This is a genomic window from Bacillus alkalicellulosilyticus, assembly GCF_002019795.1.
GTDB lineage: Bacteria > Bacillota > Bacilli > Bacillales > Bacillaceae_F > Bacillus_AO > Bacillus_AO alkalicellulosilyticum.
On the sequence record NZ_KV917381.1, the window covers coordinates 320,130 to 346,701 of the forward strand.

Annotated in this window: 22 protein-coding genes; 21 read left to right on the forward strand and 1 reads right to left on the reverse strand. The window is 37.6% G+C overall.

Annotated features, from left to right (window positions below; all coding sequences use genetic code 11):
* Positions 1 to 254 precede the first annotated feature (254 nt).
* From BK585_RS01640 to BK585_RS01670, 7 genes are all read left to right on the forward strand, one after another.
* Complete coding sequence (locus BK585_RS01640) at positions 255 to 1,205, forward strand: ABC transporter permease (RefSeq protein WP_078551399.1); 951 nt, start codon at positions 255 to 257, stop codon at positions 1,203 to 1,205.
* The gene (locus tag BK585_RS01645) at positions 1,198 to 2,157 is read left to right on the forward strand and encodes an iron chelate uptake ABC transporter family permease subunit (protein WP_078551400.1); all 960 of its coding nucleotides are present in this window, start codon (positions 1,198 to 1,200) and stop codon (positions 2,155 to 2,157) included. The genes BK585_RS01640 and BK585_RS01645 overlap by 8 nt, the downstream gene beginning before the upstream one ends.
* Positions 2,151 to 2,906 (forward strand): iron ABC transporter ATP-binding protein, encoded by a 756-nt coding sequence (locus BK585_RS01650; RefSeq protein ID WP_078551401.1) that lies wholly within the window; start codon positions 2,151 to 2,153, stop codon positions 2,904 to 2,906. Before BK585_RS01645 ends, BK585_RS01650 begins: the two co-directional genes overlap by 7 nt.
* 111 nt (positions 2,907 to 3,017) lie before the next feature.
* A complete protein-coding gene (locus BK585_RS01655; protein ID WP_078551402.1) occupies positions 3,018 to 4,007 on the forward strand; it encodes a siderophore ABC transporter substrate-binding protein in 990 nt (329 codons plus the stop codon).
* Between the two features lie 97 nt (positions 4,008 to 4,104).
* Positions 4,105 to 4,422 (forward strand): antibiotic biosynthesis monooxygenase, encoded by a 318-nt coding sequence (locus tag BK585_RS01660; RefSeq protein ID WP_078551403.1) that lies wholly within the window; start codon positions 4,105 to 4,107, stop codon positions 4,420 to 4,422.
* A gap of 194 nt (positions 4,423 to 4,616) precedes the next feature.
* Positions 4,617 to 5,489 (forward strand): AraC family transcriptional regulator, encoded by an 873-nt coding sequence (locus BK585_RS01665; RefSeq protein ID WP_078551404.1) that lies wholly within the window; start codon positions 4,617 to 4,619, stop codon positions 5,487 to 5,489.
* A 22-nt stretch (positions 5,490 to 5,511) separates the two neighbouring features.
* Positions 5,512 to 6,084 carry a GNAT family N-acetyltransferase gene (locus tag BK585_RS01670; protein WP_078551405.1) on the forward strand — a complete coding sequence of 191 codons (573 nt, stop codon included), beginning with the start codon at positions 5,512 to 5,514 and terminating at the stop codon, positions 6,082 to 6,084.
* A 175-nt stretch (positions 6,085 to 6,259) separates the two neighbouring features.
* Here the strand turns inward: BK585_RS01670 and katG are convergent, their stop codons facing one another.
* The gene (gene katG / locus BK585_RS01675; RefSeq protein ID WP_078551406.1) at positions 6,260 to 8,470 is read right to left on the reverse strand and encodes a catalase/peroxidase HPI; all 2,211 of its coding nucleotides are present in this window, start codon (positions 8,468 to 8,470) and stop codon (positions 6,260 to 6,262) included.
* 544 nt (positions 8,471 to 9,014) lie between these two features.
* On the opposite strand from katG, the gene BK585_RS01680 reads away from it, so the two are divergent.
* The 14 genes from BK585_RS01680 (at position 9,015) to BK585_RS01740 (ending at position 26,489) form a co-directional block, all read left to right on the forward strand.
* The gene (locus BK585_RS01680) at positions 9,015 to 10,541 is read left to right on the forward strand and encodes a glycoside hydrolase family 43 protein (protein WP_078551407.1); all 1,527 of its coding nucleotides are present in this window, start codon (positions 9,015 to 9,017) and stop codon (positions 10,539 to 10,541) included.
* A 179-nt stretch (positions 10,542 to 10,720) separates the two neighbouring features.
* Positions 10,721 to 12,319: a xylulokinase gene (locus BK585_RS01685; protein ID WP_078551408.1), complete on the forward strand. Its 1,599-nt coding sequence runs from the start codon at positions 10,721 to 10,723 to the stop codon at positions 12,317 to 12,319.
* Positions 12,320 to 12,633: 314 nt separating this feature from the next.
* Positions 12,634 to 13,332 carry an L-ribulose-5-phosphate 4-epimerase gene (gene araD, locus BK585_RS01690; protein WP_078551409.1) on the forward strand — a complete coding sequence of 233 codons (699 nt, stop codon included), beginning with the start codon at positions 12,634 to 12,636 and terminating at the stop codon, positions 13,330 to 13,332.
* A gap of 32 nt (positions 13,333 to 13,364) precedes the next feature.
* A complete protein-coding gene (gene araA / locus BK585_RS01695; RefSeq protein ID WP_078551410.1) occupies positions 13,365 to 14,855 on the forward strand; it encodes an L-arabinose isomerase in 1,491 nt (496 codons plus the stop codon).
* 157 nt (positions 14,856 to 15,012) lie between these two features.
* Entirely contained in the window at positions 15,013 to 17,286 is a 2,274-nt protein-coding gene (locus BK585_RS01700; RefSeq protein WP_078551411.1) for a glycoside hydrolase family 127 protein, read from the forward strand.
* Positions 17,287 to 17,340: 54 nt separating this feature from the next.
* Positions 17,341 to 18,828, forward strand: a complete 1,488-nt coding sequence (locus BK585_RS01705; RefSeq protein ID WP_078551412.1) for an alpha-N-arabinofuranosidase — start codon at positions 17,341 to 17,343, stop codon at positions 18,826 to 18,828.
* Positions 18,829 to 18,831: 3 nt separating this feature from the next.
* Complete coding sequence (locus BK585_RS23620; protein ID WP_139367478.1) at positions 18,832 to 19,071, forward strand: DUF6171 family protein; 240 nt, start codon at positions 18,832 to 18,834, stop codon at positions 19,069 to 19,071.
* Positions 19,072 to 19,206: 135 nt separating this feature from the next.
* Positions 19,207 to 19,557 carry a DUF2200 domain-containing protein gene (locus BK585_RS01710; protein WP_078551413.1) on the forward strand — a complete coding sequence of 117 codons (351 nt, stop codon included), beginning with the start codon at positions 19,207 to 19,209 and terminating at the stop codon, positions 19,555 to 19,557.
* Positions 19,558 to 20,060: 503 nt separating this feature from the next.
* Complete coding sequence (locus BK585_RS01715) at positions 20,061 to 20,513, forward strand: ATP-binding protein (RefSeq protein ID WP_078551414.1); 453 nt, start codon at positions 20,061 to 20,063, stop codon at positions 20,511 to 20,513.
* Positions 20,491 to 20,787 carry an STAS domain-containing protein gene (locus tag BK585_RS01720; RefSeq protein WP_170885445.1) on the forward strand — a complete coding sequence of 99 codons (297 nt, stop codon included), beginning with the start codon at positions 20,491 to 20,493 and terminating at the stop codon, positions 20,785 to 20,787. The genes BK585_RS01715 and BK585_RS01720 overlap by 23 nt, the downstream gene beginning before the upstream one ends.
* A 52-nt stretch (positions 20,788 to 20,839) precedes the next feature.
* Positions 20,840 to 22,918 (forward strand): methyl-accepting chemotaxis protein, encoded by a 2,079-nt coding sequence (locus BK585_RS24960; RefSeq protein ID WP_170885446.1) that lies wholly within the window; start codon positions 20,840 to 20,842, stop codon positions 22,916 to 22,918.
* 226 nt (positions 22,919 to 23,144) lie between these two features.
* Positions 23,145 to 23,897: an SDR family NAD(P)-dependent oxidoreductase gene (locus tag BK585_RS01730; protein ID WP_078551417.1), complete on the forward strand. Its 753-nt coding sequence runs from the start codon at positions 23,145 to 23,147 to the stop codon at positions 23,895 to 23,897.
* Between the two features lie 29 nt (positions 23,898 to 23,926).
* Positions 23,927 to 24,844, forward strand: a complete 918-nt coding sequence (locus BK585_RS01735) for an aldo/keto reductase (RefSeq protein WP_078551418.1) — start codon at positions 23,927 to 23,929, stop codon at positions 24,842 to 24,844.
* 175 nt (positions 24,845 to 25,019) lie between these two features.
* On the forward strand, positions 25,020 to 26,489 hold the full coding sequence (locus BK585_RS01740) for a protein adenylyltransferase SelO (RefSeq protein WP_078551419.1): 1,470 nt from the start codon (positions 25,020 to 25,022) through the stop codon (positions 26,487 to 26,489).
* Positions 26,490 to 26,572: the final 83 nt, after the last annotated feature.

The window sequence follows — 26,572 nt, forward strand, 5'->3', positions numbered from 1 at the left end:
TTTTTGTAATATTACTTGTTGCAACTAGTATATTATTTGATTCTAAATGATAAAGTGAGTAATTGAGAAGGGTCTCACAATAAAAAATACTTGTTGGGACAAATTAATTTTTTAATTGCAATTGACAATCATTATCATTAAGTAATATAATGTAAAAAGTGCTAAAGATAATCATTCTCAATTAGATAAGGGTGTCAATTTTTTTGATTGAGAGAGATTGCGACTAGTACACAGCACAGAGAGTTGGGATAGAGTTGAAACTTATTTATTTATATGTTGCCCTCATTCTATTATCCATCACTTCAATGTTTATCGGGGTATCAGGGATTAGTCCCTTAGACATTTTTTCCTTAACCGAAGAACAAGCTCAAATCTTATGGGTAAGTCGCTTCCCTCGGTTAGTAAGTATTATTCTAGCGGGAGTTGGGATGAGTGTTTGTGGACTGATTATGCAGCAGCTGACAAGGAATAAATTTGTGTCTCCTACAACAGCTGGTACGTTGGATTCTGCAAGATTGGGAGTTTTAGTGTCTCTGATGCTATTTGCGACTGCTAGTCCGTTTGTAAAAATGCTAGTAGCGTTTGTATTTGCTTTAGCGGGAACGTTACTATTTATGAAAATTCTCGAAAAGATAAAGCACAAAGATGTCATTTTTATTCCGTTAGTAGGTTTAATGTTTGGGAGTATTATAGGTTCTGTCACAACCTTTTTTGCTTACCAAAATGACCTCATTCAAAATATGTCATCTTGGCTTCAAGGGAATTTTTCACTAATTATTAAAGGGCGTTACGAGCTTTTATACATAAGTATCCCTCTGATGATGATTGCCTATCTCTATGCCAACCGTTTTACTGTTGCAGGTATGGGTGAGGAGTTTTCAGTTAATCTTGGACTTAATTATAAACGGGTCGTAAATGTTGGGCTAATCCTTGTTGCCGCAGTCGCTTCTGTCGTTTTATTGACAGTCGGTATGATTCCGTTTTTAGGGTTGATTATTCCGAACATCGTTAGTATATACAACGGAGACAACTTAAAAAAAAATTTGCCTCATACGGCGTTACTAGGAGCGGTGTTTGTGCTCATTTGCGATATATTAGGACGTCTTGTGATTTATCCGTATGAGATTCCAATTGGTACAACAGTTGGGGTTATCGGAAGTGCGATTTTCCTTTACTTATTAATGAGGAGAAAAGCCTATGAGTAATAAATTAAAAATAATCATTCTAGCTTTAGTAGCGGTTGTGTTCGCATTGTTATTTGTCTTTTATAATTTGAACGCGAACAGTAATTTAGAGTACATATTGCCAAGGCGAGGGACTAAGGTTTTAGCCATTATCGTCACTGGTGCAGCGATTGCGTTTTCAACAGTTGTTTTTCAAACAATTACGAATAACCGAATATTAACGCCAAGTATTATCGGTTTTGATTCATTGTATTTGTTAATTCAAACGTTCTTAATCTTTGTGTTTGGTTCTGTTAGCTTTTTTGTTGTAAACAAAGAATTTAACTTTCTTTTATCCGTTGTCATCATGATTGGATTTGCTGGATTGTTTTATTACGTGTTATTTAAGCGAGAAGGCGGACAAAACATTTATTTCTTGCTACTAGTTGGAATTGTGCTTGGAACATTTTTCACGAGTATTTCTACGTTCATGCAAGTGTTGATTGACCCAAATGAATTTTTGATTGTTCAAGATAGAATGTTTGCAAGCTTTAACAACGTAAATACAGACATTTTAGGAATATCAATTATCTTATTTGTTCTTGTCACGATTTACTTTTGGAAATATATGAAGTATCTAGATGTACTCTCACTTGGCAAGGATGCAGCTGTAAATTTAGGTGTAGACTACGACCACGTTGTTAAGAGACTTCTAGTTGTTGTTGCAATACTAGTTTCGATATCAACCGCTTTAGTTGGTCCTATATTATTTTTAGGCTTACTTGTTGCGAATGTAACCTATGAGTTTTTGAAAACCCATAAGCATAGCTACACCATTACAGGAGCAATTTTAGTTAGTGTAGTAGCTTTAGTCAGTGGTCAGTTTATTATAGAAAGATTATTTTCTTTTTCAGTGCCAATCAGTGTAATTATTAACTTTATTGGTGGCGTGTACTTTATCTTCTTACTTATTAGGGGGAATAAATCATGGTAGTTGTACAAGGAGTTTCAAAGAAATACGGAACGAAAAACGTCGTAGAAGATGTTTCTGTTGAAATTGAAAAAGGAGCAATTACATCTTTTATCGGACCAAATGGAGCAGGGAAAAGTACGCTAATCTCTATGATTAGTCGCCTCATCGCAAAAGACTGTGGTCTCATTAGCATTGATGATAAAGAGCTAAGTGAATGTAAGGGTGAGGATTTGGCGAAAAAAATTTCAATTCTTAAGCAATCGAACCATTTGAATATCCGTTTAACAGTAAAAGACTTGGTTGCGTTTGGTAGATTTCCTTATTCAAAAGGAAAATTGACAAAAGAAGATTGGGTTTATGTTAATCAAGCGATTGAATATATGGAGCTTGAGGATATGCAACATAAATTTCTAGACCAACTTAGCGGAGGGCAACGCCAAAGAGCATTTATCGCAATGGTTATTGCTCAAGACACTGAGTATGTCCTGTTAGATGAACCACTCAACAATTTAGATATGAAACATTCTGTACAAATCATGCAAGTCCTTCGAAGATTAGTAGATGAACTTGGGAAAACGGTAGTCATCGTTATTCATGATATTAACTTTGCCTCCTGTTACTCGGACCATATCGTAGCGTTAAAGGATGGAAAAATCATTAAAAAAGGAACAACACCTGAAATTATAAATGCAGAAGTGTTAAAGGAAATATACGATATGGATATTCACATCGAGAACATTAATCAAAATCGTATTTGTGTTTATTTTTAACCTTGGTAACTCGTTATTTTGTTTGTTTTATGAAGTGGCCTGATCAACCATTTCTCTCCCAAACATGCAAAGTAGCATTACTATAACAAAAACTTGTAAGGAGAATGGTCAATGAATAAGAATTTACATTTATTACTACTTGCTCTTGTTTTCGCTCTTGTACTAGCCGCTTGCGGAGGACAACAAACAAGGGGAAATGAATCAAATGAACCAGCTGAGCCAGAAGCACCAACAGAAGAAGTAACAGAAGAAGCAACTGAAAAACCAACAGAAATTAAAGTAACACATGAATTTGGTGAAATCACAGTTCCTGTGAACCCTAAAAAAGTTATTGTTTTTGATATGAGTACATTAGAAACACTAGATAAAATGGGAGTAGAAGTAACAGGTGTTCCACAAGCAAATATTCCTGAGTATTTGGCAAAATATAATGAAGATAGCTATGAAAATGTAGGGTCTTTGTTTGAACTTGATTTTGAAAAAATGGCTGAAATCAACCCAGATTTAATTGTGATTTCTGGTAGACAACAAGAACAATACGAAGAATTAAGCAAGCTTGCACCAACACTCTACCTGTCGATTGACTATAACAATTATGTGGAATCGTTTAAAAACAATATGATGATTTTAGGTCAGATTTTTGACCAAGAAGAAGCGATGGCAGCTGAATTAGTAGCGATTGACGAAGCGATTGCTTCACTAAATGAGAAAGTATCTGTGGACAAAACAGCTTTAGTAGTTCTTGCAAACGAAGGAAATATAAATGCTTATGGTACTGGTTCACGATTTGGTATTATCCATGAGGAATTTGGAATTACTCCTGTTGATGAGAACATTGAAGTTTCAAGACATGGAATGAATGTATCCTTTGAATATGTTGTTGAAAAAGACCCTGATTATTTATTTGTAATTGACCGTGATTTAGTTGTGACTGGTGAACCAGCTGCACAACAAACAATTGAAAATGAATTAGTTCAAAATACAAAAGCGTATCAAAATGGAAACATCTATTACTTAGACCCTAGCTATTGGTATATCTCTGGTAGCGGCCTAGTCTCTGTTTCTGAAATGATAAAAGCAATGGAAGAAGCCATTCAATAAAACTGCAGCTGTCCCAAAGAAAAGTAACTTTTTATTGGGACGGCTCTTTATACTATTTTAGAATTTATCTTCTCATATAAGGATGGAGGAATGACAAATGTTAATTCAAACAAGAACTATTACTGTACAAAAGGGGTTTGGTGACCAAGTTGTCCAGAATTTTTCAGGGGATAGTCCGATTGATACAATGGAAGGTCTCATTGACCGAACAATTATGGTTAACCGAAAAAAGCAGGACTATGAAGAGGTTATGGTTATGATAAGATGGGAGTCGCTTGTGGCTTGGAAGAATTGGGAGAAAAGTGATGCTCATATTCAAGGGCATAAGAACAATAGAGGAAAAGAAAAGCCTGAATATATTCTAGAAACTAATGTGAGCATGTATGAGGTGAATACAGTTAAGAAACCCAAGTGAGAAAAAAGGAAGATAGGGTAACTAAAATGGGAAAAGTGAAATACTATATTAAGGTTTTAAGAAGGTGATTTCTGTATTATCAGGAGTCACCTTCTTTGCGCATTAATAATCTCAGAAAAGCACAAATTATCAAGAAAAACATTTTAAAAGATTGTACAATAAATGGGAAAGGTATTTGATAGGGGGAAAAGGAGTTGGATTATTTTAATAGAGTTCAGCGTGCGGTTGATTATATTGAACAAAATCTCGACAAGGAAATAGGGATTACAGATATTGCATCAAAAGCTTTCTTTTCTCCATTCCATTTTCAACGTCTCTTTCAAGCGATTTCTGGCTTTTCTGTACAGGCATATATTAGAAAAAGAAGGATGTCGGAAGCTGCTGTTTTACTCAAAAAAACTGATAAAACTATTTTGGAAATAGCAGTGATTTCACAATACGGTTCACAAGAAGCATTTACAAGAGCGTTTCATGGATGTTTTGGTATAACACCTTCAAGTTATCGTAAGCTAGACAAGTGCAATATACAGTACCTTAAAAAAATGAACTTTATGAATTACAAGAATCACATACACGGCGATTTATTTGTGGAGAAGCCTGAGATTATTCAGCTAGGCAAAAAGAATATAGTCGGTTACACATATAAAACAAATCTGAATGATGAAAAATATTTTGATGAGATTCCAAGGTTTTATGAAGATTTTGGTAGAAATGAATACTATAAGAAAATACCTGAGCGACTAGCACCAGCCTTTTCATATGGTATAAGCTGTGATTATCTAGACGATGGCCAGTTCTCTTTTGTGGTTGGTGAATCTGTTAGACAACCAATAGATGAGAGAGGTTCGGTTTTAGTTAATAAAGAAATACCAGAGGGGAAGTATGCTCAGTTTAAGGTAAATAGTTCAGTAGAAGTCACACAAAACACATGGAGATATATTTATGGAGCATGGCTACCAAATTCTAATTATGAAAGAAGGGAAGGTCCGGATTTTGAAATCACGGATGTATGCAAATCGGAATATCCTCACAACATGGTAACGAAAATTTTAATACCTATTAAATAATGGATAGAGAGAGGTCAAATAGATGAATACAGATATAGTTTTTGGTGATTTCCCAATGCTAGAATCTCCATTTGTGCAATTGAAAAGAATAGAAGTAGAAGACTTGCAAGAGTTATTTGCGATTTATAATAATGAGAACGTATTTACATACTGTGGTATTTTGCCAAAGCATAATCTCAAAACAGTTGAAAAAATGATAGGGCATTTTGAAAGAGATTATAAGAAGAAAAGTAGAATCAAGTGGGGAATATATTCTAAAGCACATAATAATAAACTCGTTGGAATTATTGAAGCAATGGATTTTAATCAAAAGGTGAATATGGTTACGATAGGTTACTATTTGGCTGAAGAATACTGGAAGAAGGGAATCGCAACGGAAGCTGTAAGCCTGCTGATTACTTTTCTTTTTGAAAAAATTAGTGTTAATCGTATTCAAGCAGAGGTGATGCCAGAAAATACAGCCTCAAAGAAAGTACTTCTCAACAATGGATTAACAAAAGAGGGATTATTACGCCAAGCTTCTGTGTGGACTGGAAAAGGAGTAGTCGACTTGGAAGTGTACGGCCTTCTCAGAGAAGAGTATACAATAGAATAAAAAAGAAAACCCCGACGTCAAAACTGACTAAAACATTCTCAATGGCTTCACTCGCCACAAAGCAAGTTGTGAAAAAAGACTCACAACTTGCTTTAAAAGATGGTGGCGGTTTCGCTCATTGCAAAGAGGGCACTGAAAAAAGTTAAAAACCTAACTTTTTCAGTGCCCTCTATAATTATTTACTTGCTACTTGAGCTTGTTGCTCTAGTTTAAGATCGAATCGGTCTGCATTCATAACCTTAACCCAAGCAGAGATAAAGTCACTTACAAATTTACCTTTGTTATCGTCTTGTGCATATACTTCTGCAATCGCACGTAAAACAGAGTTAGAACCAAACACTAGGTCAACCGTAGTTGCTGTTCGTACAACTTCTCCTGTGTTACGATTAAGTCCTTGATAAACGTCTCCTCCAACAGACTTCCACGCTACTTTCATATCAAGTAAGTTCACAAAGAAGTCGTTAGAGAGTGTTCCTATACGGTCAGTGAATACACCGTGTTGTGTGCCACCATGGTTTGTACCTAGTACACGCATTCCACCAATAAGTGCCGTCATTTCAGGGGCAGTTAGGCCAAGTAATTGAGCTTTGTCTACTAAAAGCTCTGCAGAACTTACGCTGTACTGCTTCTTCTGATAGTTACGGAACCCGTCAGCTATGGGCTCTAGGAATGAGAAGTTTTCAACATCCGTTTGTTCTTGAGTGGCATCACCGCGTCCTGGAGCAAAAGGAACAGTTACATCAAAGCCTGCCTCTTGAGCAGCTTTTTCAACGGCAGCACTTCCGCCAAGAACGATTAAATCAGCAATGCTTACTTTTTTATCAAGACCGTTTTGAAGGTCTTCAAGGACAGTAAGGACTTTTTCAAGTTGTTCTGGTTGGTTTACTTCCCAATCTTTTTGTGGAGCAAGACGGATACGACCACCATTTGCGCCACCGCGGTTATCTGAACCACGGAATGTACTAGCTGAAGCCCAAGCTGTAGTTACTAGCTCACTAACTGAAAGTCCAGAGTTAAGGATTTTTTCTTTAAGCTCTGTTACTTCTGACTCTGTTAGGTCATAATCAACAGCGGGTACTGGGTCTTGCCAGATTAAATCCTCATCCGGAACTTCTGGTCCTAGATATCTTACTTTAGGTCCCATGTCACGGTGAAGTAATTTGAACCATGCACGAGCAAAGGCATCTGCAAATTCTTCAGGATTTTCATGGAAGCGACGAGAAATCTTTTCATAAGCTGGGTCCATACGCATTGCCATATCGGCTGTTGTCATCATTGTTTTAACACGAACGGAAGAATCTTCTGCATCAGGAGCAAGATGCTCGTCAGCAACATCTACCGGAGCCCACTGATGTGCGCCTGCAGGACTCTTGGTAAGTTCCCACTCATATCCAAATAATAAATCAAAGTATCCGTTATCCCACTGAGTTGGGTTAGCCGTCCAAGCACCTTCAATCCCACTCGTAATCGTATCTCGACCTTTACCACTGCCGTGAGAACTTAGCCAACCAAAACCTTGTGCTTCAATAGGAGCAGCTTCTGGCTCTGGACCAACATGAGCAGCATCTCCTGCACCATGTGCTTTACCAAATGTATGGCCACCGGCAGTTAAAGCAACTGTTTCTTCATCGTTCATTCCCATACGTGCAAATGTTTCGCGAATGTCACGAGCGCTTGCAAGTGGGTCAGGGTTTCCGTTTGGTCCTTCTGGGTTAACATAAATAAGACCCATTTGAACGGCAGCTAGTGGATTCTCAAGTTCACGATCGCCTGTGTAACGGTTATCACCAAGCATTTCCGTTTCAGAACCCCAGTAAATATCTTCTTCTGGATGCCAAATGTCAGCACGTCCGCCACCAAAACCAAAAGTCTTTCCTCCCATGGATTCAATTGCTACATTCCCTGTTAAAAGGAGCAAATCAGCCCATGAAATTTTGTTTCCATATTTTTGCTTAATTGGCCAAAGTAATCGACGGGCTTTATCTAAGTTTCCATTGTCAGCCCAGCTATTTAGTGGAGCAAAACGTTGATTTCCAGTTCCACCACCTCCGCGACCATCACCTGTACGATATGTACCTGCGGCGTGCCAAGCCATACGAATAAAGAACGGACCATAATGACCATAATCTGCAGGCCACCAATCTTGGCTGTCTGTCATTAAATTGTGAAGGTCTTGTTTTAGAGCATCGTAATCTAGTTTTTTAAATTCTTCAGCATAATCAAAATCTTCTCCCATTGGATTAGACTTTTTGTCATGCTGATGTAGAATATTCAAGTTTAATTGATTTGGCCACCAGTCCTTGTTTGTTGTACCGCTTGATTTGGGACTTGTCGTAGCTCCGTGATTAAATGGGCACTTTCCAGAGCTTGCATTTTGATTATCCATATTTCTTTCCCCTTTCATACTTCAGAGTATAGTGAGATGAGAATAATTATCTTAAAAATTATAAAAGACTTATAATTTACTAATAATTATTCTAATGTAATCATTATACTAATCTATTGCTTGAATTGACAAGTATAATAACTTAGGAAATCGAAAAAAAATTTACCAACAATATAAAACTAAAAAAGAACTGCTAATTCTAAGGTAAAGCGAATACTTACGTAAAGCTGTTATGTATAAGATTAACGTTATCTAAGAGGTGTTTATGTAGAAGAACAAGGAAGGTCGAAGAAGAATCTATCATAGTTACATTCTCAATTAATTTGCTTTTTCGATAGTGTTTTATCAATTAATTACTTCTGGTAAAGAGTGTACGAGCCCTAACGATAGTTTCATATTCCCCTTTTTCCTTTATTTAAAACATATTTTGTTAGACATGTTACCTAATATATTGACTTAGTGTAGAATTTAGAAGAATAGGATTCATTTTTTTAGAGCGTATGATAAATCGTGATACTAATGTAGTCGGAAGAGGTGCAATAACATGAATAAACGCCCAATAAAAACGGTAGATAATGTTCAACAATTTTTTGAAAACCCGATACTCTGGACAGACATTCCTGACCCATCTGTCATTCGGGTCGGAGATACATATTATATGTCCAGTACGACGATGCATATGAACCCAGGTCTACCTATTATGAAGTCATATGATCTTATACATTGGGAAATTGTAAATTATGTATATGATATTTTGGCTGAGAATGACGAACAAACTCTAAGCAATGGAAAGAACGAATATGGAAAAGGTTCATGGGCTAGCAGCTTGCGTTATCATAAAGGAACCTTTTATGTAGCTGTAGGGTCTTTATCTACAGGCAAAACATATATCTTTCAGACTGAAAATATTGAAAAGGGTCCATGGAAACGTTTTGTTTTCGACCGTTATTATCATGATATGTCATTGCTGTTTGATGATGATGGTCGAGTATTTATGGTGTATGACAGTCGAGATATAAAAGTGATTGAATTGACAGCTGATGCTACTGCCATTAAAGAAGGTGGATTAAACAAGACGATAATTCCAGAAGCTAGTTTAGTGGCAAGTAAAAAAGAAGATGTTGGTCTACCAGCTGAAGGAGCACACATTCATAAAATAAATGGCTACTATTATATATTCACAATAACCTGGCCAAAGAATGCACAGCGCACTCAGCTTGTTCATCGTTCAAAAAAAATTGATGGTGATTACGAAGGAAGAGTTGTGTTGAAAGACCAAAGTGGTACAGCTCAAGGTGGAATTGTAGATACAGTGGATGGGAACTGGTACTCGATGTTGTTTCGTGATAGTGGTTCCGTTGGACGTATTCCTTGCGTGCTCGCAGTTACGTGGGAAGACGGATGGCCAGTATTTGGTGAAAACGGTTCTATTCCAGAGAGGGCACTGGCTCCTATTAGTCATAAGAAATTGAACAATCACATTGTGAAGTCTGATGAGTTCAATAATTTGATATCTCTTGATGGAGTATGGCAATGGAATCATAATCCAGACAATATGAATTGGTCATTAAGTGAACGTCCAGGGTATGTCAGAATAAGAAATGGCAAAATAAGTTCTAACTTAGAGGAAGCAAGAAATATCCTAACTCAAAGAACGTTTGGTCCAGAGTGTTCTGGAATGGTCGCGCTAGACATCACAAATATGAAAGATGGAGATGTTGCTGGTTTTGCGGCCTTTCAAAAAGATTATGGCTATGTGGGTGTACAAATGAAGCAGGGTAAGAAAATGATAGTGATGGTCAATGCCAGTTCAGGAAAAGAAGAGGAAATAGAACATGTTCCGCTTTCTCAGGATACATTGTATCTAAAAATTGATTTTGACTTTAAACAGAAAACCGATAAAGCATATTTCTTTTATAGTGTAGATGAAACAAACTGGATTCGTATTGGAAATGTCCTGCAAATGAGTTATAAGTTAGACCATTTTATGGGTTATCGATTTGCTTTATTTACTTATGCTACTTCAAGTACTGGTGGATGTGTAGATTTTGATTATTTTAGAGTAAATTAAATTACACTTATGGTTAAAATGACACTGTAAAGGTAGAATCCTATCTCTTCAGTGTCTTAACTTTTGGTACATCTTAGTTGTGGTTTGAATACAAAGAAAGTTGTACGTACATTTTTTGATTGTGTAAATTCAGTGCTGCTTTTATAATTGAGTTATTAAAGGTCGAGGGGGACAAGAACATGAGCATTGAGGTTAAAAAAGCAATTGATAGCGGCAAAACAGTCTTAGGGATTGAACTTGGGTCAACGCGGATTAAAGCGGTTCTCATTGGAGAAGATAATGCACCCATCGCTTCTGGAAGCCATGAGTGGGAAAATAAGTATATCGACCAGGTATGGACATATTCTCTAGAGGATGTTTGGAACGGTTTACAAGACAGTTATCAAAAGCTGTCTGCAGATGTGAAAGAAAAGTACGATGTTACATTACAGTCTGTAGGAGCGATCGGTATAAGTGCAATGATGCATGGTTATATGCCATTTAATAAAGAAGGGGAGCTATTAGTTCCTTTTCGTACATGGCGTAATAATATAACTGAAAAAGCGTCATCAGAGTTAACCGCGCTTTTTACGTACAATATCCCTCAAAGATGGAGTATTGCACATCTCTACCAAGCGATTCTTAACGAGGAAGGCCATATCGGTGACATTGATTTTATAACGACACTAGCAGGTTATGTTCATTGGAAACTGACGGGCGAAAAGGTAGTTGGAGTTGGCGAAGCATCTGGTGTCTTTCCAATTGATTTACACACTAAAAACTATAATCAAACAATGATTACACAGTTTAATAACTTGGACGCTGTAAAAGATTTACCATGGAATCTTAATGAGGTATTACCTCGTGTCTTAGTAGCGGGAGAAAATGCAGGTTCTCTGACAAAAGAAGGAGCGCTCCTTCTCGATAAAAGTGGGCAGTTAACAGCGGGTATTCCTTTATGTCCACCTGAAGGGGATGCGGGAACCGGTATGGTTGCGACCAACAGCATAGCGAAGCGGACAGGTAATGTTTCTGCGGGCACGTCAGCCTTTGCGATGGTTGTCTTAGAAAAAGAGCTGACAAAAGTTTACCCGGAAATTGACCTCGTAACGACTCCTACAGGGAATTTAGTAGCGATGGCTCATTCAAATAATTGTTCTTCGGACCTAAATGCATGGGTAGGGTTATTTGATGAATTGACAGAGGCCTTGGGATTGGGTATTGATAAAAATAGATTATATGAAACGCTATTTAATCTGGCCCTTAAAGGAGATCCTGATGGCGGAGGGTTATTATCTTACGGGTATCTTTCAGGAGAACATATGACTCATTTTGAGGAAGGACGTCCGTTGTTTGTACGTTCTTCGGCTAGTCAATTTAATTTAGCAAATTTCATGCGTGTTCAATTGTATACGGCGTTTGGTGCAATGAAAATGGGAATGGATATTCTATTCAAAGAAGAAAAAGTAAGTCTAGATGAAGTATTAGGTCATGGTGGACTATTTAAGACAGAAGGTGTAGGACAAAAAATGCTAGCAGCTGCCTTTGGTGTTCCTGTTTCTGTAATGGAAACAGCAGGAGAAGGCGGAGCATGGGGCATTGCCTTGCTTGGGTCGTATATGGTTAACAAAAAGGAAAACGAAACATTGGAACACTATTTAAAAGAAAATGTATTTGCTGGTCAAACGGTAAAAACAGTTCGTCCAGACGAGAAAGATGTTACTGGTTATGAACAATTTATGGAACGATATAAGAAGGGGCTACCAATCGAAAGAGCGGCAGTAAATCATCTTAAGTAAGCTAGAACGTGGTAGGGGAAGCTCCTCTACCACGTTTTTATTTGATAATATAGGAAATAATAAAAAGAAGGATGACTATAGCTCATTTGCTATATTGTACGCACAAGATAAAAGCGATTCTATTGTCCTGTTAAGGAAATAGATAGCTTACTGTATTTTTATTAGCAACTCATCCTGTAAAACGACAAAGATTCTTTGATTTCTTATCGTTTTTAATGGTGCTACTGCTAAGTAAAAGAATGTTGAATATTTGTACGTACAACTATATAATAGGACGTAGAATGAAATGTGACTACAGAGGGGAGTGACCTTGCATGTATGAACAATTAAAGCAAGCTGTTTTAGAAGCAAATCTAGATTTGCCTAAGTACGGACTTGTTACATTTACATGGGGGAATGTTAGTGGAATAGACAGAGAAAACGGGATTGTAGCGATTAAGCCGAGTGGTGTTTCCTACGAAAAATTGAAGAGAGACGATATCGTTTTACTAGACTTAGACGGTAATGTTGTCGAAGGTTCTCTAAACCCTTCTTCAGATACTCCTACTCATCTTCAATTATATAGAGCGTTTCCTCAGGTCGGAGGAATTGTTCATACGCATTCGCCGTGGGCAACAAGTTGGGCGCAAGCGGGTAAAGGCATTCCTGCGCTTGGCACAACACATGCGGATTATTTTTATGGACATATTCCTTGCACACGTCCAATGACAGAGCAAGAAATTAAGGGTGATTATGAAAGAGAAACAGGCAATGTGATTATCGAGACTTTTGATGGGATTGACCCAATGCAAATCCCAAGTGTTCTTGTTCACAGTCATGCCCCGTTTAATTGGGGAAAAGACCCACATGAAGCCTTGCATAATGCAGTAGTTTTAGAAGAAGTAGCTAAAATGGCTTCAAGAACATATCGCATTAATCCAGATGTTGAACCGATGGACCAAAACCTGTTAAACAAGCACTTTTTAAGAAAACATGGAGCAAATGCATATTACGGCCAATTAAAAAAGGATTAATCAAAAACGATAAACACTGAGGAGGAAATATTATGTTACAAGTAAGACCTTATGAATTTTGGTTTGTGACAGGAAGTCAACACCTATATGGACCAGAAACACTTCAAGAAGTAGAGGCGCATTCAAGAGAGATTACAGAAGGTTTGGATAAAGATGAAACGATTCCATTTAAGCTTGTATTTAAACCGATTCTGACAACACCAGATGCAATTAGAAGGTTATGTATTGATGCAAATGCCGATGATAACTGTGCAGGTATTATTACATGGATGCACACGTTCTCTCCTGCAAAAATGTGGATTGCTGGTTTATCTCAACTAAGAAAACCATTATTACACTTGCATACTCAGTATAACCGTGATATTCCTTGGGATAGCATTGATATGGACTTTATGAACTTAAACCAAGCCGCTCATGGGGATCGCGAGTACGGATTTTTAGGTGCTCGAATGGATATTGCTCGAAAAGTCATTGTTGGCTACTGGGATGACGCAAATGTAAAATCACGTATTGGCGGTTGGATGCAAACAGCTGTTGGTTTCACTGAAGGAAATTCTTTGAAAATTGCACGATTTGGCGATAACATGCGAGAAGTGGCTGTAACTGAAGGGGATAAAGTAGAGGCACAAATCCAATTTGGTTGGTCAACAAATGGGTATGCTGTTGGCGATTTAGCTCAACAGATCCAAGCGGTTTCTGAATCTGATGTTAATGCTCTATTTGACGAGTATAGTGAACTTTATGATTTAGCGCCAGAAGCGCGTGCGGCAGGAGCAATCCAAGATTCAATTCGTGAACAAGCTCGAATTGAGATAGGGATGAAGGCATTCCTTCAACAGGGAAACTTTAGTGCATTTACAACTACATTTGAAGACCTACATGGAATCAAACAGCTACCAGGTCTTGCGGTACAACGTCTAATGGCAGAAGGATATGGTTTTGCTGGAGAAGGCGACTGGAAAACAGCAGCATTACTTCGTGTAATGAAAATCATGGCTAACAATAAAGGAACATCTTTCATGGAGGACTATACGTATCATATGGAGCCAGGGAACGAATTAGTATTAGGTTCTCATATGCTTGAGATTTGTCCTACCATTGCTGCAACGAAACCAAAGATTGAAGTTCATCCTTTAGGAATTGGTGGAAAAGCAGACCCAGCTCGAATGGTGTTTGATGGTGCGGAGGGTCGTGCGCTTAATGCATCACTTATTGACCTTGGCAATCGTTTCCGATTAGTCATTAACGAAGTAGATGCTGTTAAGCCAGTCAAGGCAATGCCGAAACTTCCTGTCGCTAGAGTACTATGGAAAGCACAACCTTCTTTGAATGAGGCTGCGGAAGCTTGGATTCGAGCAGGCGGAGCTCACCACACGGTGTTTACTTATGAAGTAACAACGGAACAATTAGTAGATTGGGCAGAAATGACTGGAATTGAAACCGTAATTATCGATAAAAACACAGATTTATTAACATTCCGTAATACGTTAAAGTTAAATGATATCGCTTGGAAGCTTAAATAAGTAATGATAAATGATGTGTAACTAGGTAAGTGTCAGACTTATCTAGTTACACTATATTTCTTGACCTAGTAGCTAGTTAAGACGACTAAAAAAAGAAGTGGAAGCGCTTAACAAAAATAATTAAAACAAATAGCTAGGGATGAGGAGGTTGAGAAGTATGGTAAAAATAGACCTTTTGCAAGGGATGTTCAAAGATTCTCAAGAAAAAGGAAAAGAGTACTTGCTGTATTTAGATGTCGACCGACTTATGGCGCCATGTTATGAAGCTGTTTCACTTACTCCTAAAAAGAATCGATATGGTGGCTGGGAGTCAACAGGAATTAGTGGGCATTCGATTGGTCATTGGCTCTCTGCGGTAGCTCAAATGTGGACTGTAACAAAGGATGAGTTGCTAAAGCAAAAACTAGAATATGCCATTGACGAACTTGCTTATGTGCAGAGTTTTGACAAAGATGGATATGTCAGTGGATTTTCAAGAGAATGTTTTGATAAGACATTTACTGGAGACTTTGAGGTTGAAAATTTTAGTCTGGCTGGGCAGTGGGTGCCTTGGTATAGTCTCCATAAAATATATGCAGGTCTTATAGATTGTTATCAACTTCTTGGGAACGATAAAGCATTAGAGGTAGTAATAAAGCTTGCCGATTGGGTACAAAATGGGTCAGCTCACTTAACGGATGACCAATTTCAGAAGATGCTTACGTGTGAGCATGGCGGAATGAACGAAGCCATGGCTGACTTATATTTGATTACAGGAGAGCGGGGCTATTTAGACCTTGCGATTCGGTTTTGTCATAAAGCAGTACTGGACCCACTAGCACATGGAATTGATGAGTTAGAAGGAAAGCATGCCAATACGCAAATTCCCAAGGTCATTGGTGCAGCGAAATTATTTAACATTACGAGAGACGAAAAATATAAGAAAATAGCTGTTTTCTTCTGGAATCAAGTGACAACATCTCGGTCTTACATGATTGGTGGCAATAGTAAGGATGAGCATTTTGGCCCAATGAATGATGAGAAACTAGGCGTTCAAACAACGGAAACATGCAACACGTACAATATGTTAAAACTTACAGAAATCATGTTTGAATGGTTTAGAGATGTAAAACAAGTAGATTTCTACGAGAGAGCGCTATACAATCATATACTAGCATCGCAAGATCCAGATTCAGGAATGAAAACGTATTTTGTTTCCTCACAACCTGGACATTTTAAAGTGTATTGTACACCAGAAAACTCCTTTTGGTGTTGTACAGGAACTGGGATGGAGAATCCTGCACGGTATACAAGGGGAATTTACTATGTAAACTCAAGTGATTTTTATGTAAATCTATTTATTCCTTCGACGATTGAAATTACAGAGACAGACTTTATAGTAAAGCAGGAAACTAATTTTCCAGAAACGGACCGTACAAAACTTTTCGTAGAAAAAGGGAGTAACCATTATTATAGCCTACATATTCGGGTTCCTTACTGGATAGCGGGTTCCGTAACGGCTTTAGTTAACGGGAAATCAACATATACCAGTGTGGAAAGTGGCTATTTAACGATAGAACGAAAGTGGAACACTGGAGATACGATAGAGATTCATCTCCCAATCGACCTTCATCTTTATACAGCTAAGGATGACCCTTATAAAGTAGGAATTATGTATGGACCAATTGTGTTAGCAGGTGCATTAGGTCGAGAGAACTTCCCTGAGAATGATATTATTGCTGACCACCTTGCATTAAATAATCATCCGCTTATTGAAGTGCCGGATCTTGTTGCTGATAAAACAAAACTTTCAGAATGGATTAAACGAGTGGAAGGCTCACCGTTACGGTTTGAAACAGAAGCCGTAGGACAACCAGGAGATGTGAAAGTAACATTGCTTCCTTTTTATAACCTTCATCACCAAAGGTATACCATGTATTGGAACCTCATGAATGATGAAGAATTTTCAACATTTGTTGATAAAGAAAGGGAAGAAAGAAAAAGGTTACAAACCGTTACGGTTGACTTTGTACAACCTAGTGAACAACAGCCAGAAGTAGAGCATGGAATAAAGTCACTAAATTCAAATGCAGGATACTTTCATCTCGTTCAACGCGGGTGGCGTGATGCTAGGGACCAAGGGTATTTTAGCTATAAAATGAAAGTAGAAGAAGACAAGAAAATGGGGTTAGAAGTCACATACTTTGGTGGCGACCGAACTATCGAGGAAGATAACAAAACATATGAACGAGAATTTGATATTCTCATTGATGGAGTTGTTATTGCTAGTCAAAAACTAGAATCAAATGCATCTCCAGTAAGTACTTTTGATGTTCGATACTCTATTCCATATGAACTTACAGAAGGAAAGACTAGCGTAGAAGTAACGTTTAGATCAAATGAAGAAGGAAAAATAGCTGGTGGAGTATATGGAGTGAGAATGACTAAATAAGACTACCAAGACTAGACGTAACACAAATATGAGTACGATTAAGGAGTATCCAATATGACAAATAAAATTACGATTAATACAGATGTGGAAAAAGGAATTATTAATAAAAATATTTATGGACACTTTTCCGAGCACTTAGGAAGATGTATTTATGAAGGATTTTGGGTAGGCGAAGATTCTTCGATCCCGAATACAAATGGAATTCGTAATGATGTGGTTGCAGCTCTAAAAGAAATCAATGTGCCAGTATTACGTTGGCCTGGTGGATGCTTTGCTGATGAATATCATTGGAAAGATGGGATAGGCCCACGTGAACAACGAAAAAGAATGGTCAATACAAACTGGGGTGGAGTTGTAGAAAACAATCACTTTGGAACTCATGAGTTTATGATGCTGTGCGAAATGCTTGAAACCGAGCCATATATTTGTGGAAATGTAGGAAGTGGTACAGTTCAAGAAATGTCCGAGTGGGTTGAGTATATGACATTTGATGGAGAGTCTCCGATGGCAAACTGGAGAAAAGAAAATGGAAGAGAAAAATCATGGCCATTAAAGTACTTCGGAGTAGGAAATGAAAACTGGGGTTGCGGTGGTAATATGCGAGCGGAGTACTATGCAGATTTATACCGCCAATATCAAACATACGTAAAAAATTATGGGGAAAATAAAGTTTACAAAATTGCTGGTGGAGCAAATGTTGATGACTATCATTGGACAGAAGTGTTAATGCGAGAAGCAGGGTCTCTAATGGATGGCTTAAGCGTTCACTATTACACGGTTCCTGGAGACTTTTGGTTAGGCAAAGGGGCAGCACTAGACCCTCGAGAAGAAGAATGGTATGCGACGATGAAAAAGGCGTTATACATCGATGAACTGATTACGAAACACGGCACAATTATGGATAAATATGATCCAGAAAAACGTGTTGGAATGATTATTGATGAGTGGGGAACATGGTTTGATGTGGAACCTGGTACGAACCCTGGCTTCTTATATCAACAAAATACGATTCGGGATGCATTAGTTGCCGGCTTACACTTTCATATTTTCCATGATCATAATGACCGTGTTCAAATGGCAAACATTGCACAAACCGTTAATGTTCTTCAAGCAATGATTTTAACAGAAGGCGAAAAGATGATTACCACCCCAACTTATCATGTGTTCGAAATGTTTAAAGTTCACCAAGACGCGACAAAAGTGGATATCCAATCTACAATAGGCACTTACGAACTCAATGGTGAAAAGTTACCTTCTGTCAGTGTATCAGCATCAAAAGATAGCGAAGGGCAATTACATATTAGTTTATGTAACTTAAATCCAAAGGAAGCCTCTGATGTGAAAATTGAGCTTCGTGGATTAGTAAATCAAGCAGAGCAAGTATCTGGACGCATTTTAACAGCAGATACATTAAATGCACATAATACGTTTGAACAACCAGAGAACGTAAAACCAACAGCGCTTACGGATGTTACATTAGAAGCTAACGAGCTTTCATTGACATTACCTCCGATGTCAGTTGCTGTTGTAACGGTAAAGTAAAAGATGTCAGACAAAAGGCAATGTAAGAGTTGCCGAACACCAGTAGTAGACGTGGATATTGATGTTCAGATAGACAATGCCAATACCGTCGATGAAGAAACGTATGAAAAAAGATTAGAGATTTGTATGGAATGTCCATCACTAGTATATGGTTCAACGTGCAAACATTCAGGATGCCTGGTCAGTTACCGGACGTATCTTAAAGATAAGAAGTGTCCTGAACCTTCAGGAGCGAAGTGGTAGTTTCTATTCTCAAACTCAAACTAAGTAAAGCCGGAACAAAGGTTGTTGTTTTACCTTTTGTTTCGGCTTTGTTCGTTGGTTGAACTAGTTTAGTATTCATATTATACTTAGGAAAATTAGATGCGGGGGAGTTCGATGACTAAACACAAGATTTATACAATGAGCTTTGCAAGTGTCTATCCTCATTATGTTAAAAAAGCGGAGAGAAAGGGACGTACTAAAGAAGAAGTTGATGAAATCATCCGTTGGTTGACTGGGTATAGTCAGGAAGAATTAGAAGCTCAACTCAAAAAACAGACTGATTTTGAGACATTCTTAGAGGAAGCACCACAAATGAACCCTTCGAGAGAATTAATAAAAGGGGTAGTCTGCGGTGTTCGAGTTGAAAACGTAGAAGAACCGACTATGAGAGAAATTCGCTATTTGGATAAATTAATTGATGAGTTAGCAAAGGGAAAAGCATTTGAGAAGATTTTACGAAACTAATATAAAGTGAACAACACTGACTTCCTAGGTTCTATCAAAAAGTAATCTTAATACTGAATTCATTAGAATAGTAAGCCGTTGAAAATGTACAAGCATTCAACGGCTTTTTATATGGAGTCAATCGTTCTACTCGTGTCTCCGTTTTTCTAGAAATTTATCAGCTTGTTTTAAGAAGCAAAGAAGATAGAGATAAACCGCTACCTGAAGCTAATTTAGGGCCTGTGTAATACGTTTATTTACTTTTATTATAAAAATATATACATATCATGTTTAGCTAGTTAATTGCATGAATAACAGGAAACTATTGCTATATAAGTGTTTCTAAATGGTGAACTTTGTTTTAAGTGCGTACTATTTTGCATTATTCGTGTTACAATACAAAAAAAGTGATATTTTTCGACAAATTTTCAATAGGATGTATCAGCATCTTGACTTACTAAGAGAGGGTTGTAGTTTATGCAAAAATCGAGTGCATATGAATACTTAAAAGGAAAGACAATGCGATGGATAGTTATATAGAAAAAATAATTTATAAAGAAAAAATTAGCTGTGAGGATTGGGGAGAAATTGAAAGACTTCAACAACATGTAAGGTGTCATTTAAAAGCAGTGCTAGATGAATTTATTTTTGTTGAAATGGCAGTCAATGAAGCTTTGAATAATGCGATTGCATCCTCTAAAAATCTAGAAATTGAAGTAACTAAAGACCAGGTTTTTTTACAGATAACGATTACTGATGATGGTCCTGGATTTGATGTTCAAGGTAAATTACAAGAATTAAATGAAAAAAGGGATAGTCTTATGGATGAAATATTGTGGTCAGAGTCAGGCCGAGGGATTTATATCATGCATAAATTTATGGATGAAATTAAGTATAGTGACAAAGGAAATCAAGTCACACTATTAAAGAAATTGGGGGGAAATGGCAGTGCAGATGAACATAGAGGTAATTGGTGAAGTTGTAACAGTTAGATTAGAAGGAAAAATGTACGTTCAAGAATCTATTGAAGTAAGAGAAAAAGTCTTGAAACAGTTGGAAAAGGGCTATACTCAGCTATCGGTTGACCTTACTAATCTTTCGTATATAGATAGTTCAGGTTTAGGAGTACTGATTGGTTTTCATAAGAAAATGTCTAATATAGGTGGATCTTTTGTTATTACTGGTGTACATGGAGCTGTTAAAGAAGTAATTGAGTTAACAAGACTACATTTAGTTTTTGATATTCAGTAATCAAATTAGTCCTACACTAGCAAACAACTAGAATCCACAGAGGTGAATGAAAATGCAAATAAAAACCAAGAAAATAAGTTTAATGATAAAAATGACATTCCTTTTTTTAATTCTTAGTTTGATTCCAATGGCTATACTTAGTTATTACAGTATATCCAATGCATCTAAAGCTCTAGTATTTGAAAAGGAAAGTAAGCTAACTGCGATTAGAGACATCAAAAAGTCGCAAATTGAAGCTTATTTTGCAGAAAGATTCAATGACATTGAAATTTTAGCAAAAAGAAGTCTAGTAAAAAATGCGGTTGAAGAACTTCAAATAGCTTTTGAAGAGTACGGGGTTCATAGTGCCGAATATCAAGAAGTTCATGATAAGTTTGATGGTGATTTAAAGCATTTTGCGTATACGTATGGATATTATGATTTATTTTTGATTGATGAACAGGGCGATATTGTATATACCGTTGAAAAGGAATCTGATTTTGGGGAAAATTTAGTAACTGGTAGTTTAAAGGAATCAAACCTTGCACATACGCTAGTAACTGCCAAAAATCAAATTGTACTAGAAGATTACGAATTTTATGAACCGTCAAATGAACATGCGGCGTTTATAGCGGCTCCCATAAAAGAAGACAATGGTAAGTTTTTAGGCATTGTTGCTCTTCAAATCTCTGATGAAGCCATTGGAGTTATCATGTCCGAACGAACAGGTATGGGGAACACAGGCGAAACTTATTTAGTTGGATCTGATAAGCTGATGCGTTCAGATTCTATTTTTACGGAAGAACTAGATATAGGTGTGCTTGAGATTGATACTGTCGCGACTCGTGAAGCAATAAGCGGGAACATAGGTAAAGAGTTAATCAAAGATTATCGTGGAGAGTATGTGTATAGTGCTTATGCTCCACTTGACATTAAGGGTTTAGATTGGGTAATTATTAGTGAAATCGATAAGGCAGAAGCTCAAAAATCTATTAATGACCTTATCATTGCCCTTCTTACAGTAGTGGTTATATCCATAGTCATTATAGTTGTAGTAGCAATTTTCTTTGCACGTAAAATGAGCAAACCTATTACTAAAGCTAGTGAGAGAGTGAAAGAGATTGAAAATGGAAACTTAGCTCATGACCCACTGCAAGTGACAAGCAATGACGAAGTTGGAGAGTTGGTCAAAGCTATAAATGGTATGAATGTTAAGATGAATAATTTAGTAAGTGGAATTGCTAGTTCCGCTGAAGAGTTAAGTGCAGGTTCTGAGGAAACATCTGCTTCAGTTGAAGAGGTTACTGCTTCAGTAGAGGTATTAAATAGCGTCGTTCAGGGCGTTTCTCAGGATGCAACAAAAGGAAAAGAAGCGACACTAGATGCTTCACAATCGCTTATTCAATTATCGTCTTTAATTCAGCTAGCGAAAGAAAAAGCATCTAATGGGAAGGCTAGTTCAGAGAATACGATGAAGTCAGCTGAAAATGGAGTAGTAAAAGTAGAAGAAACGATTGATAAAATGGGTGAAATTGAAGACAAAACAGAACAAACGCAAATCTTAATTAAAGAGTTAGAAGTCTACTCTAAAGAGATTGGACAAATCACAACAACAATTACAGCGATAGCGGAGCAAACCAATTTATTGGCGTTAAATGCATCGATTGAAGCTGCTCGTGCAGGAGAGCATGGAAAAGGGTTTGCTGTCGTTGCTAACGAAGTACGTAAATTAGCAGAAGAATCTAATCATGGGGCTTCCGAAGTTTCAAAGCTGACAGAAAAGATTGCAGATTTAACGATGAAATCTGCTGTATCTATGGAGGAAAGCAGAAATATTGTCAATGAAGGAACCCTTGTAGCGAAAATTGCGGGTGACTCGCTTCAGCAAATATTAGATGCAGTTAATATTACGGAACAAGCAATTAACGAAATAAGTGATATTACAAGCGATGAGGTTGCTACATCAGAAACTATTGTTGAGTTAATTAACAATCTAGCTACTATCGTTGAGTCTACAGCGACAAGTGCAGAACAAATGATGGTCTCCTTTGATGAGACAACACTTGCGATGCAAAATGTAAGTGCGGTTTCAGAACAAAACTCGGGAATGGCAAATGACTTGATGAATTCTATTGAAAAATTCAAGCTTTAATAAGTAAACAGAAAGGCTAATAAAAGTGGTAAAGTATTTACCTTTTTATTAGCCTTTTTTCATATTTAGTAAAAATAAAAAAGTAGTAAAGTTACTATAAATAACAAACTAACTACCCTTATTTTGATTAGCTTTAATAAATTTCAGTCATTGCCACAAAATAAAACAGGCCATATACTTTGTGGAGAAGTACATACCTTATTGTATGAAAAGGGGTAATAATAATATGATTGATGTAAAAGGAAAATGGACACTCGTTACAGGAGCTAGTAGAGGTATCGGATATCAAGTAGCTATTTTTATGGCAAAGCAAGGAGCTAATCTCATTTTACATAGTCGAAATCTTGAGCATACGAAGAAAGTGGAGCAGGAGGTCAAGGCTTTAGGTGTGGAAGTCTATAGTGTTGAAGCAGATTTAGCAAATCATGAATCTGTTGTACGGATGCTAGATGAAATTGAAGCAAAAGGAACTGCTGTTGATATTTTATTTAATAATGCAGCCATTCAAACGCCATATCGAGAAAATGTATGGGAAACGCCAGTAGCAGATTTTGAACAAAGCTTTCAAGTAAACGTCATTTCACTTGTTACGATTTCAAACCGGTTCATTCCAAAAATGATTGAACGAGGCTTTGGTCGAATTATAAACACAACAAGTGGAATCAAAGACCAGCCAGAGCTTTCAGCCTATGCGGCAAGTAAAGCAGCAGTTGATAAATATACAAAGGATTTGGCACCAAGGCTAGAAGGAACCAATGTCGTAATGAGTATTACTGACCCAAACTGGTGTACAACTGACTTAGGAGGATCGCAAGCACCAAATACTCCTGAGAGTGCGATTCCAGGTGTAGCGGTTGGAGCGTTTGTCAATGACATGCAGAGCGCTTGTTTTTTCCCTGCTGCCGCCTTTTATAATATGTCGTTTGAAGAAGCTGTGAAAAAAGCGGAATCCATTAAACCAAATCCATATACGATATAAATTTAATAATAAATAGGAAGGTGAATGCTATGAGAACAATGAAACTAGGAACGAGTGCACTAGAAGTACCAGTTGTTTCTGTCGGTTGCATGCGAATCAATTCATTAGAGAAACCAGAGGCAGAACATTTTATTCAAACGGCACTTGAATATGGCGCTAATTTCTTTGACCATGCAGATATTTACGGTGGTGGAGAATGCGAGAAAATCTTCGCTGATGCGATACATATGAACGATGATGTTCGAGAAAAAATCATTCTTCAATCGAAGTGTGGCATTCGACAGGGGATGTTTGATTTTTCTAAAGAACACATTCTTACTTCTGTTGATAACATATTACAAAGGCTGAACACAGATTATCTTGATGTCTTGCTTTTACATCGTCCTGATGCGTTAGTTGAGCCAGAAGAAGTGGCCGAAGCATTTGACCAGCTTGAAACCTCGGGTAAAGTACGTCATTTTGGTGTATCGAACCAAAAACCGATGCAGATTGAGTTGTTAAAGAAATTCGTAAAACAACCAATTGTGGCAAATCAGCTTCAATTAAGTATTACAAATGCCAATATGATTTCACACGGGCTTAATGTAAATATGGAAAATGACCCAGCGATTGACCGAGATGGAAGTATTCTTGATTATTGTAGATTACATGATATTACGATACAGCCGTGGTCTCCATTTCAATATGGGTTCTTTGAAGGGGTATTCTTAGGAAACGAGAAATTCCCAGAATTGAATCAAAAAATTGATGAAATTGCTGAGCATTACGGAGTGAGTAACACAACGATTGCGGTTGCTTGGTTGCTACGCCATCCAGCTAATATGCAACCTGTGATTGGAACAATGAATGAAAGTCGCTTAAAGGATTGTATGAAAGCATCAGAAATTGAGCTGACGCGTGAAGAGTGGTATGGCATTTTCCGGGCAGCTGGAAACATATTGCCTTAAATAATAAACAACTCTTGCTTTGATAGTATTGTAAAAATCCTTCGCACGTTTGCGGAGGATTTTTGAACTTTCCATGGAAGGGTATAAATAACAGAACGAAGAAAACATTAGTAAAAGAAATGATTGAACATCAAATACAAACTTTAAATTAAAATACATTTAAAAAGGAGAAAAAATGACAAATCAAAGTAATCAGACAGGTTGGAACTTTGACAATAGTTATTCTCGTTTGCCGGAACCGTTTTTCTCAAAACTTAATCCTATCCCCGTACAGGATCCGAAAATGGTCATATTTAATGATGCACTCGCCACATCTTTAGGTTTACATGGTCAAGAACTGCAACAGGAAGAAGGGATAAACGTATTAGCGGGAAATCAAGTACCAGAGGGAGCGACGCCTCTCGCCCAAGCCTATGGTGGCCATCAGTTCGGTCATTTTAACATGCTAGGAGACGGGCGAGCCATTCTCCTCGGTGAACAGCTAACCCCTCAAGGAGAACGATTGGACATCCAGCTTAAAGGACCAGGCAGAACACCATATTCTAGAGGTGGAGATGGACGAGCGGGATTAGGACCGATGCTACGAGAATATATCATTAGTGAAGCCATGCATGCTCTTGGTATTCCAACGACAAGAAGCTTAGCCGTTGTGACAACGGGAGAACCGGTTTATCGGGAAACGGTACAAGAGGGAGCGATTTTAACGAGAGTCGCATCCAGTCACATTCGAGTTGGAACCTTTCAATATGCTGCAGCATGGGGAAGTAAAGAAGAATTAACAGCTTTAGCAGATTATACGATTAAAAGGCATTACCCAAACGTATACGAAGATGACAACCGCTATGTATCTTTCTTAAAAGAAGTGATTAAGCGCCAAGCTGCGCTCATTACAAAATGGCAGTTGGTCGGCTTTATTCATGGAGTCATGAACACTGATAATATGACAATTAGTGGAGAAACCATTGATTATGGTCCTTGTGCTTTCATGGATACATATGACCCTGGGACCGTATTTAGTTCAATTGACCGACAAGGGCGCTATGCATATGGAAACCAGCCACCGATAGGAGGATGGAATTTATCTAGATTTGCTGAAACCCTTCTTCCACTTCTGCACGAGGATGAAGAAAAGGCTGTTGAGATTGCCCAAGATGCAATTTCAATATATCCAGAATTGTTTAAGTCCAATTGGCTAGACGGTATGAGAGCTAAATTAGGATTATTTACGAAAGAGAAAGAAGACGAATCGTTAATCGAAACGTTGTTAGAGTTAATGCAAAAACATCGCGCAGATTTTACGAATACATTCCGTGGGTTAACCTTGGAAAATCTTCAAGATAACCCATTAAGCGAAAACCCTAAGTTTGAGCAATGGTATGAGTTATGGAAAACAAGAAGAACTAGACAACAGCAATCAAAAGAAGAATCGGTACAGTTGATGAAAAATACGAACCCAGCTATCATCCCAAGAAACCACCGTGTAGAAGAAGCGTTAGCAGCAGCGGAGGACGATGGGAATTTAAGCGTAATGGGAAAACTTCTCGGAGTTCTTTCTAATCCGTATGATTATGAGGAGAACGAGTCGACTTATTGTACAATGCCAGACCCACTAGGAAAAGCTTATAAAACGTTTTGTGGTACATGATTAGAGGATAAGGCAAAAGGTAAAATAACGACCTTTTGTCTCATCCTCTTTTTTTGTTTTCGAACGATACTCATAGGGTAACT

Bases quoted from the DNA above. Each gene is read 5' to 3' on its own strand.
- araD (WP_078551409.1), top strand. From the start codon at position 12,634: ATGTATGAACAATTAAAGCAAGCTGTTTTAGAAGCAAATCTAGATTTG.
- BK585_RS01710 (WP_078551413.1), top strand. From the start codon at position 19,207: ATGACTAAACACAAGATTTATACAATGAGCTTTGCAAGTGTCTATCCT.
- BK585_RS01700 (WP_078551411.1), top strand. From the start codon at position 15,013: ATGGTAAAAATAGACCTTTTGCAAGGGATGTTCAAAGATTCTCAAGAA.
- BK585_RS01670 (WP_078551405.1), top strand. From the start codon at position 5,512: ATGAATACAGATATAGTTTTTGGTGATTTCCCAATGCTAGAATCTCCA.
- katG (WP_078551406.1), bottom strand. From the start codon at position 8,470: ATGGATAATCAAAATGCAAGCTCTGGAAAGTGCCCATTTAATCACGGA.
- BK585_RS01650 (WP_078551401.1), top strand. From the start codon at position 2,151: ATGGTAGTTGTACAAGGAGTTTCAAAGAAATACGGAACGAAAAACGTC.
- BK585_RS01645 (WP_078551400.1), top strand. From the start codon at position 1,198: ATGAGTAATAAATTAAAAATAATCATTCTAGCTTTAGTAGCGGTTGTG.
- BK585_RS01735 (WP_078551418.1), top strand. From the start codon at position 23,927: ATGAGAACAATGAAACTAGGAACGAGTGCACTAGAAGTACCAGTTGTT.
- BK585_RS01715 (WP_078551414.1), top strand. From the start codon at position 20,061: ATGGATAGTTATATAGAAAAAATAATTTATAAAGAAAAAATTAGCTGT.
- araA (WP_078551410.1), top strand. From the start codon at position 13,365: ATGTTACAAGTAAGACCTTATGAATTTTGGTTTGTGACAGGAAGTCAA.
- BK585_RS24960 (WP_170885446.1), top strand. From the start codon at position 20,840: ATGCAAATAAAAACCAAGAAAATAAGTTTAATGATAAAAATGACATTC.
- BK585_RS23620 (WP_139367478.1), top strand. From the start codon at position 18,832: ATGTCAGACAAAAGGCAATGTAAGAGTTGCCGAACACCAGTAGTAGAC.
- BK585_RS01655 (WP_078551402.1), top strand. From the start codon at position 3,018: ATGAATAAGAATTTACATTTATTACTACTTGCTCTTGTTTTCGCTCTT.
- BK585_RS01740 (WP_078551419.1), top strand. From the start codon at position 25,020: ATGACAAATCAAAGTAATCAGACAGGTTGGAACTTTGACAATAGTTAT.
- BK585_RS01680 (WP_078551407.1), top strand. From the start codon at position 9,015: ATGAATAAACGCCCAATAAAAACGGTAGATAATGTTCAACAATTTTTT.
- BK585_RS01660 (WP_078551403.1), top strand. From the start codon at position 4,105: ATGTTAATTCAAACAAGAACTATTACTGTACAAAAGGGGTTTGGTGAC.
- BK585_RS01705 (WP_078551412.1), top strand. From the start codon at position 17,341: ATGACAAATAAAATTACGATTAATACAGATGTGGAAAAAGGAATTATT.
- BK585_RS01685 (WP_078551408.1), top strand. From the start codon at position 10,721: ATGAGCATTGAGGTTAAAAAAGCAATTGATAGCGGCAAAACAGTCTTA.
- BK585_RS01720 (WP_170885445.1), top strand. From the start codon at position 20,491: ATGAACATAGAGGTAATTGGTGAAGTTGTAACAGTTAGATTAGAAGGA.
- BK585_RS01730 (WP_078551417.1), top strand. From the start codon at position 23,145: ATGATTGATGTAAAAGGAAAATGGACACTCGTTACAGGAGCTAGTAGA.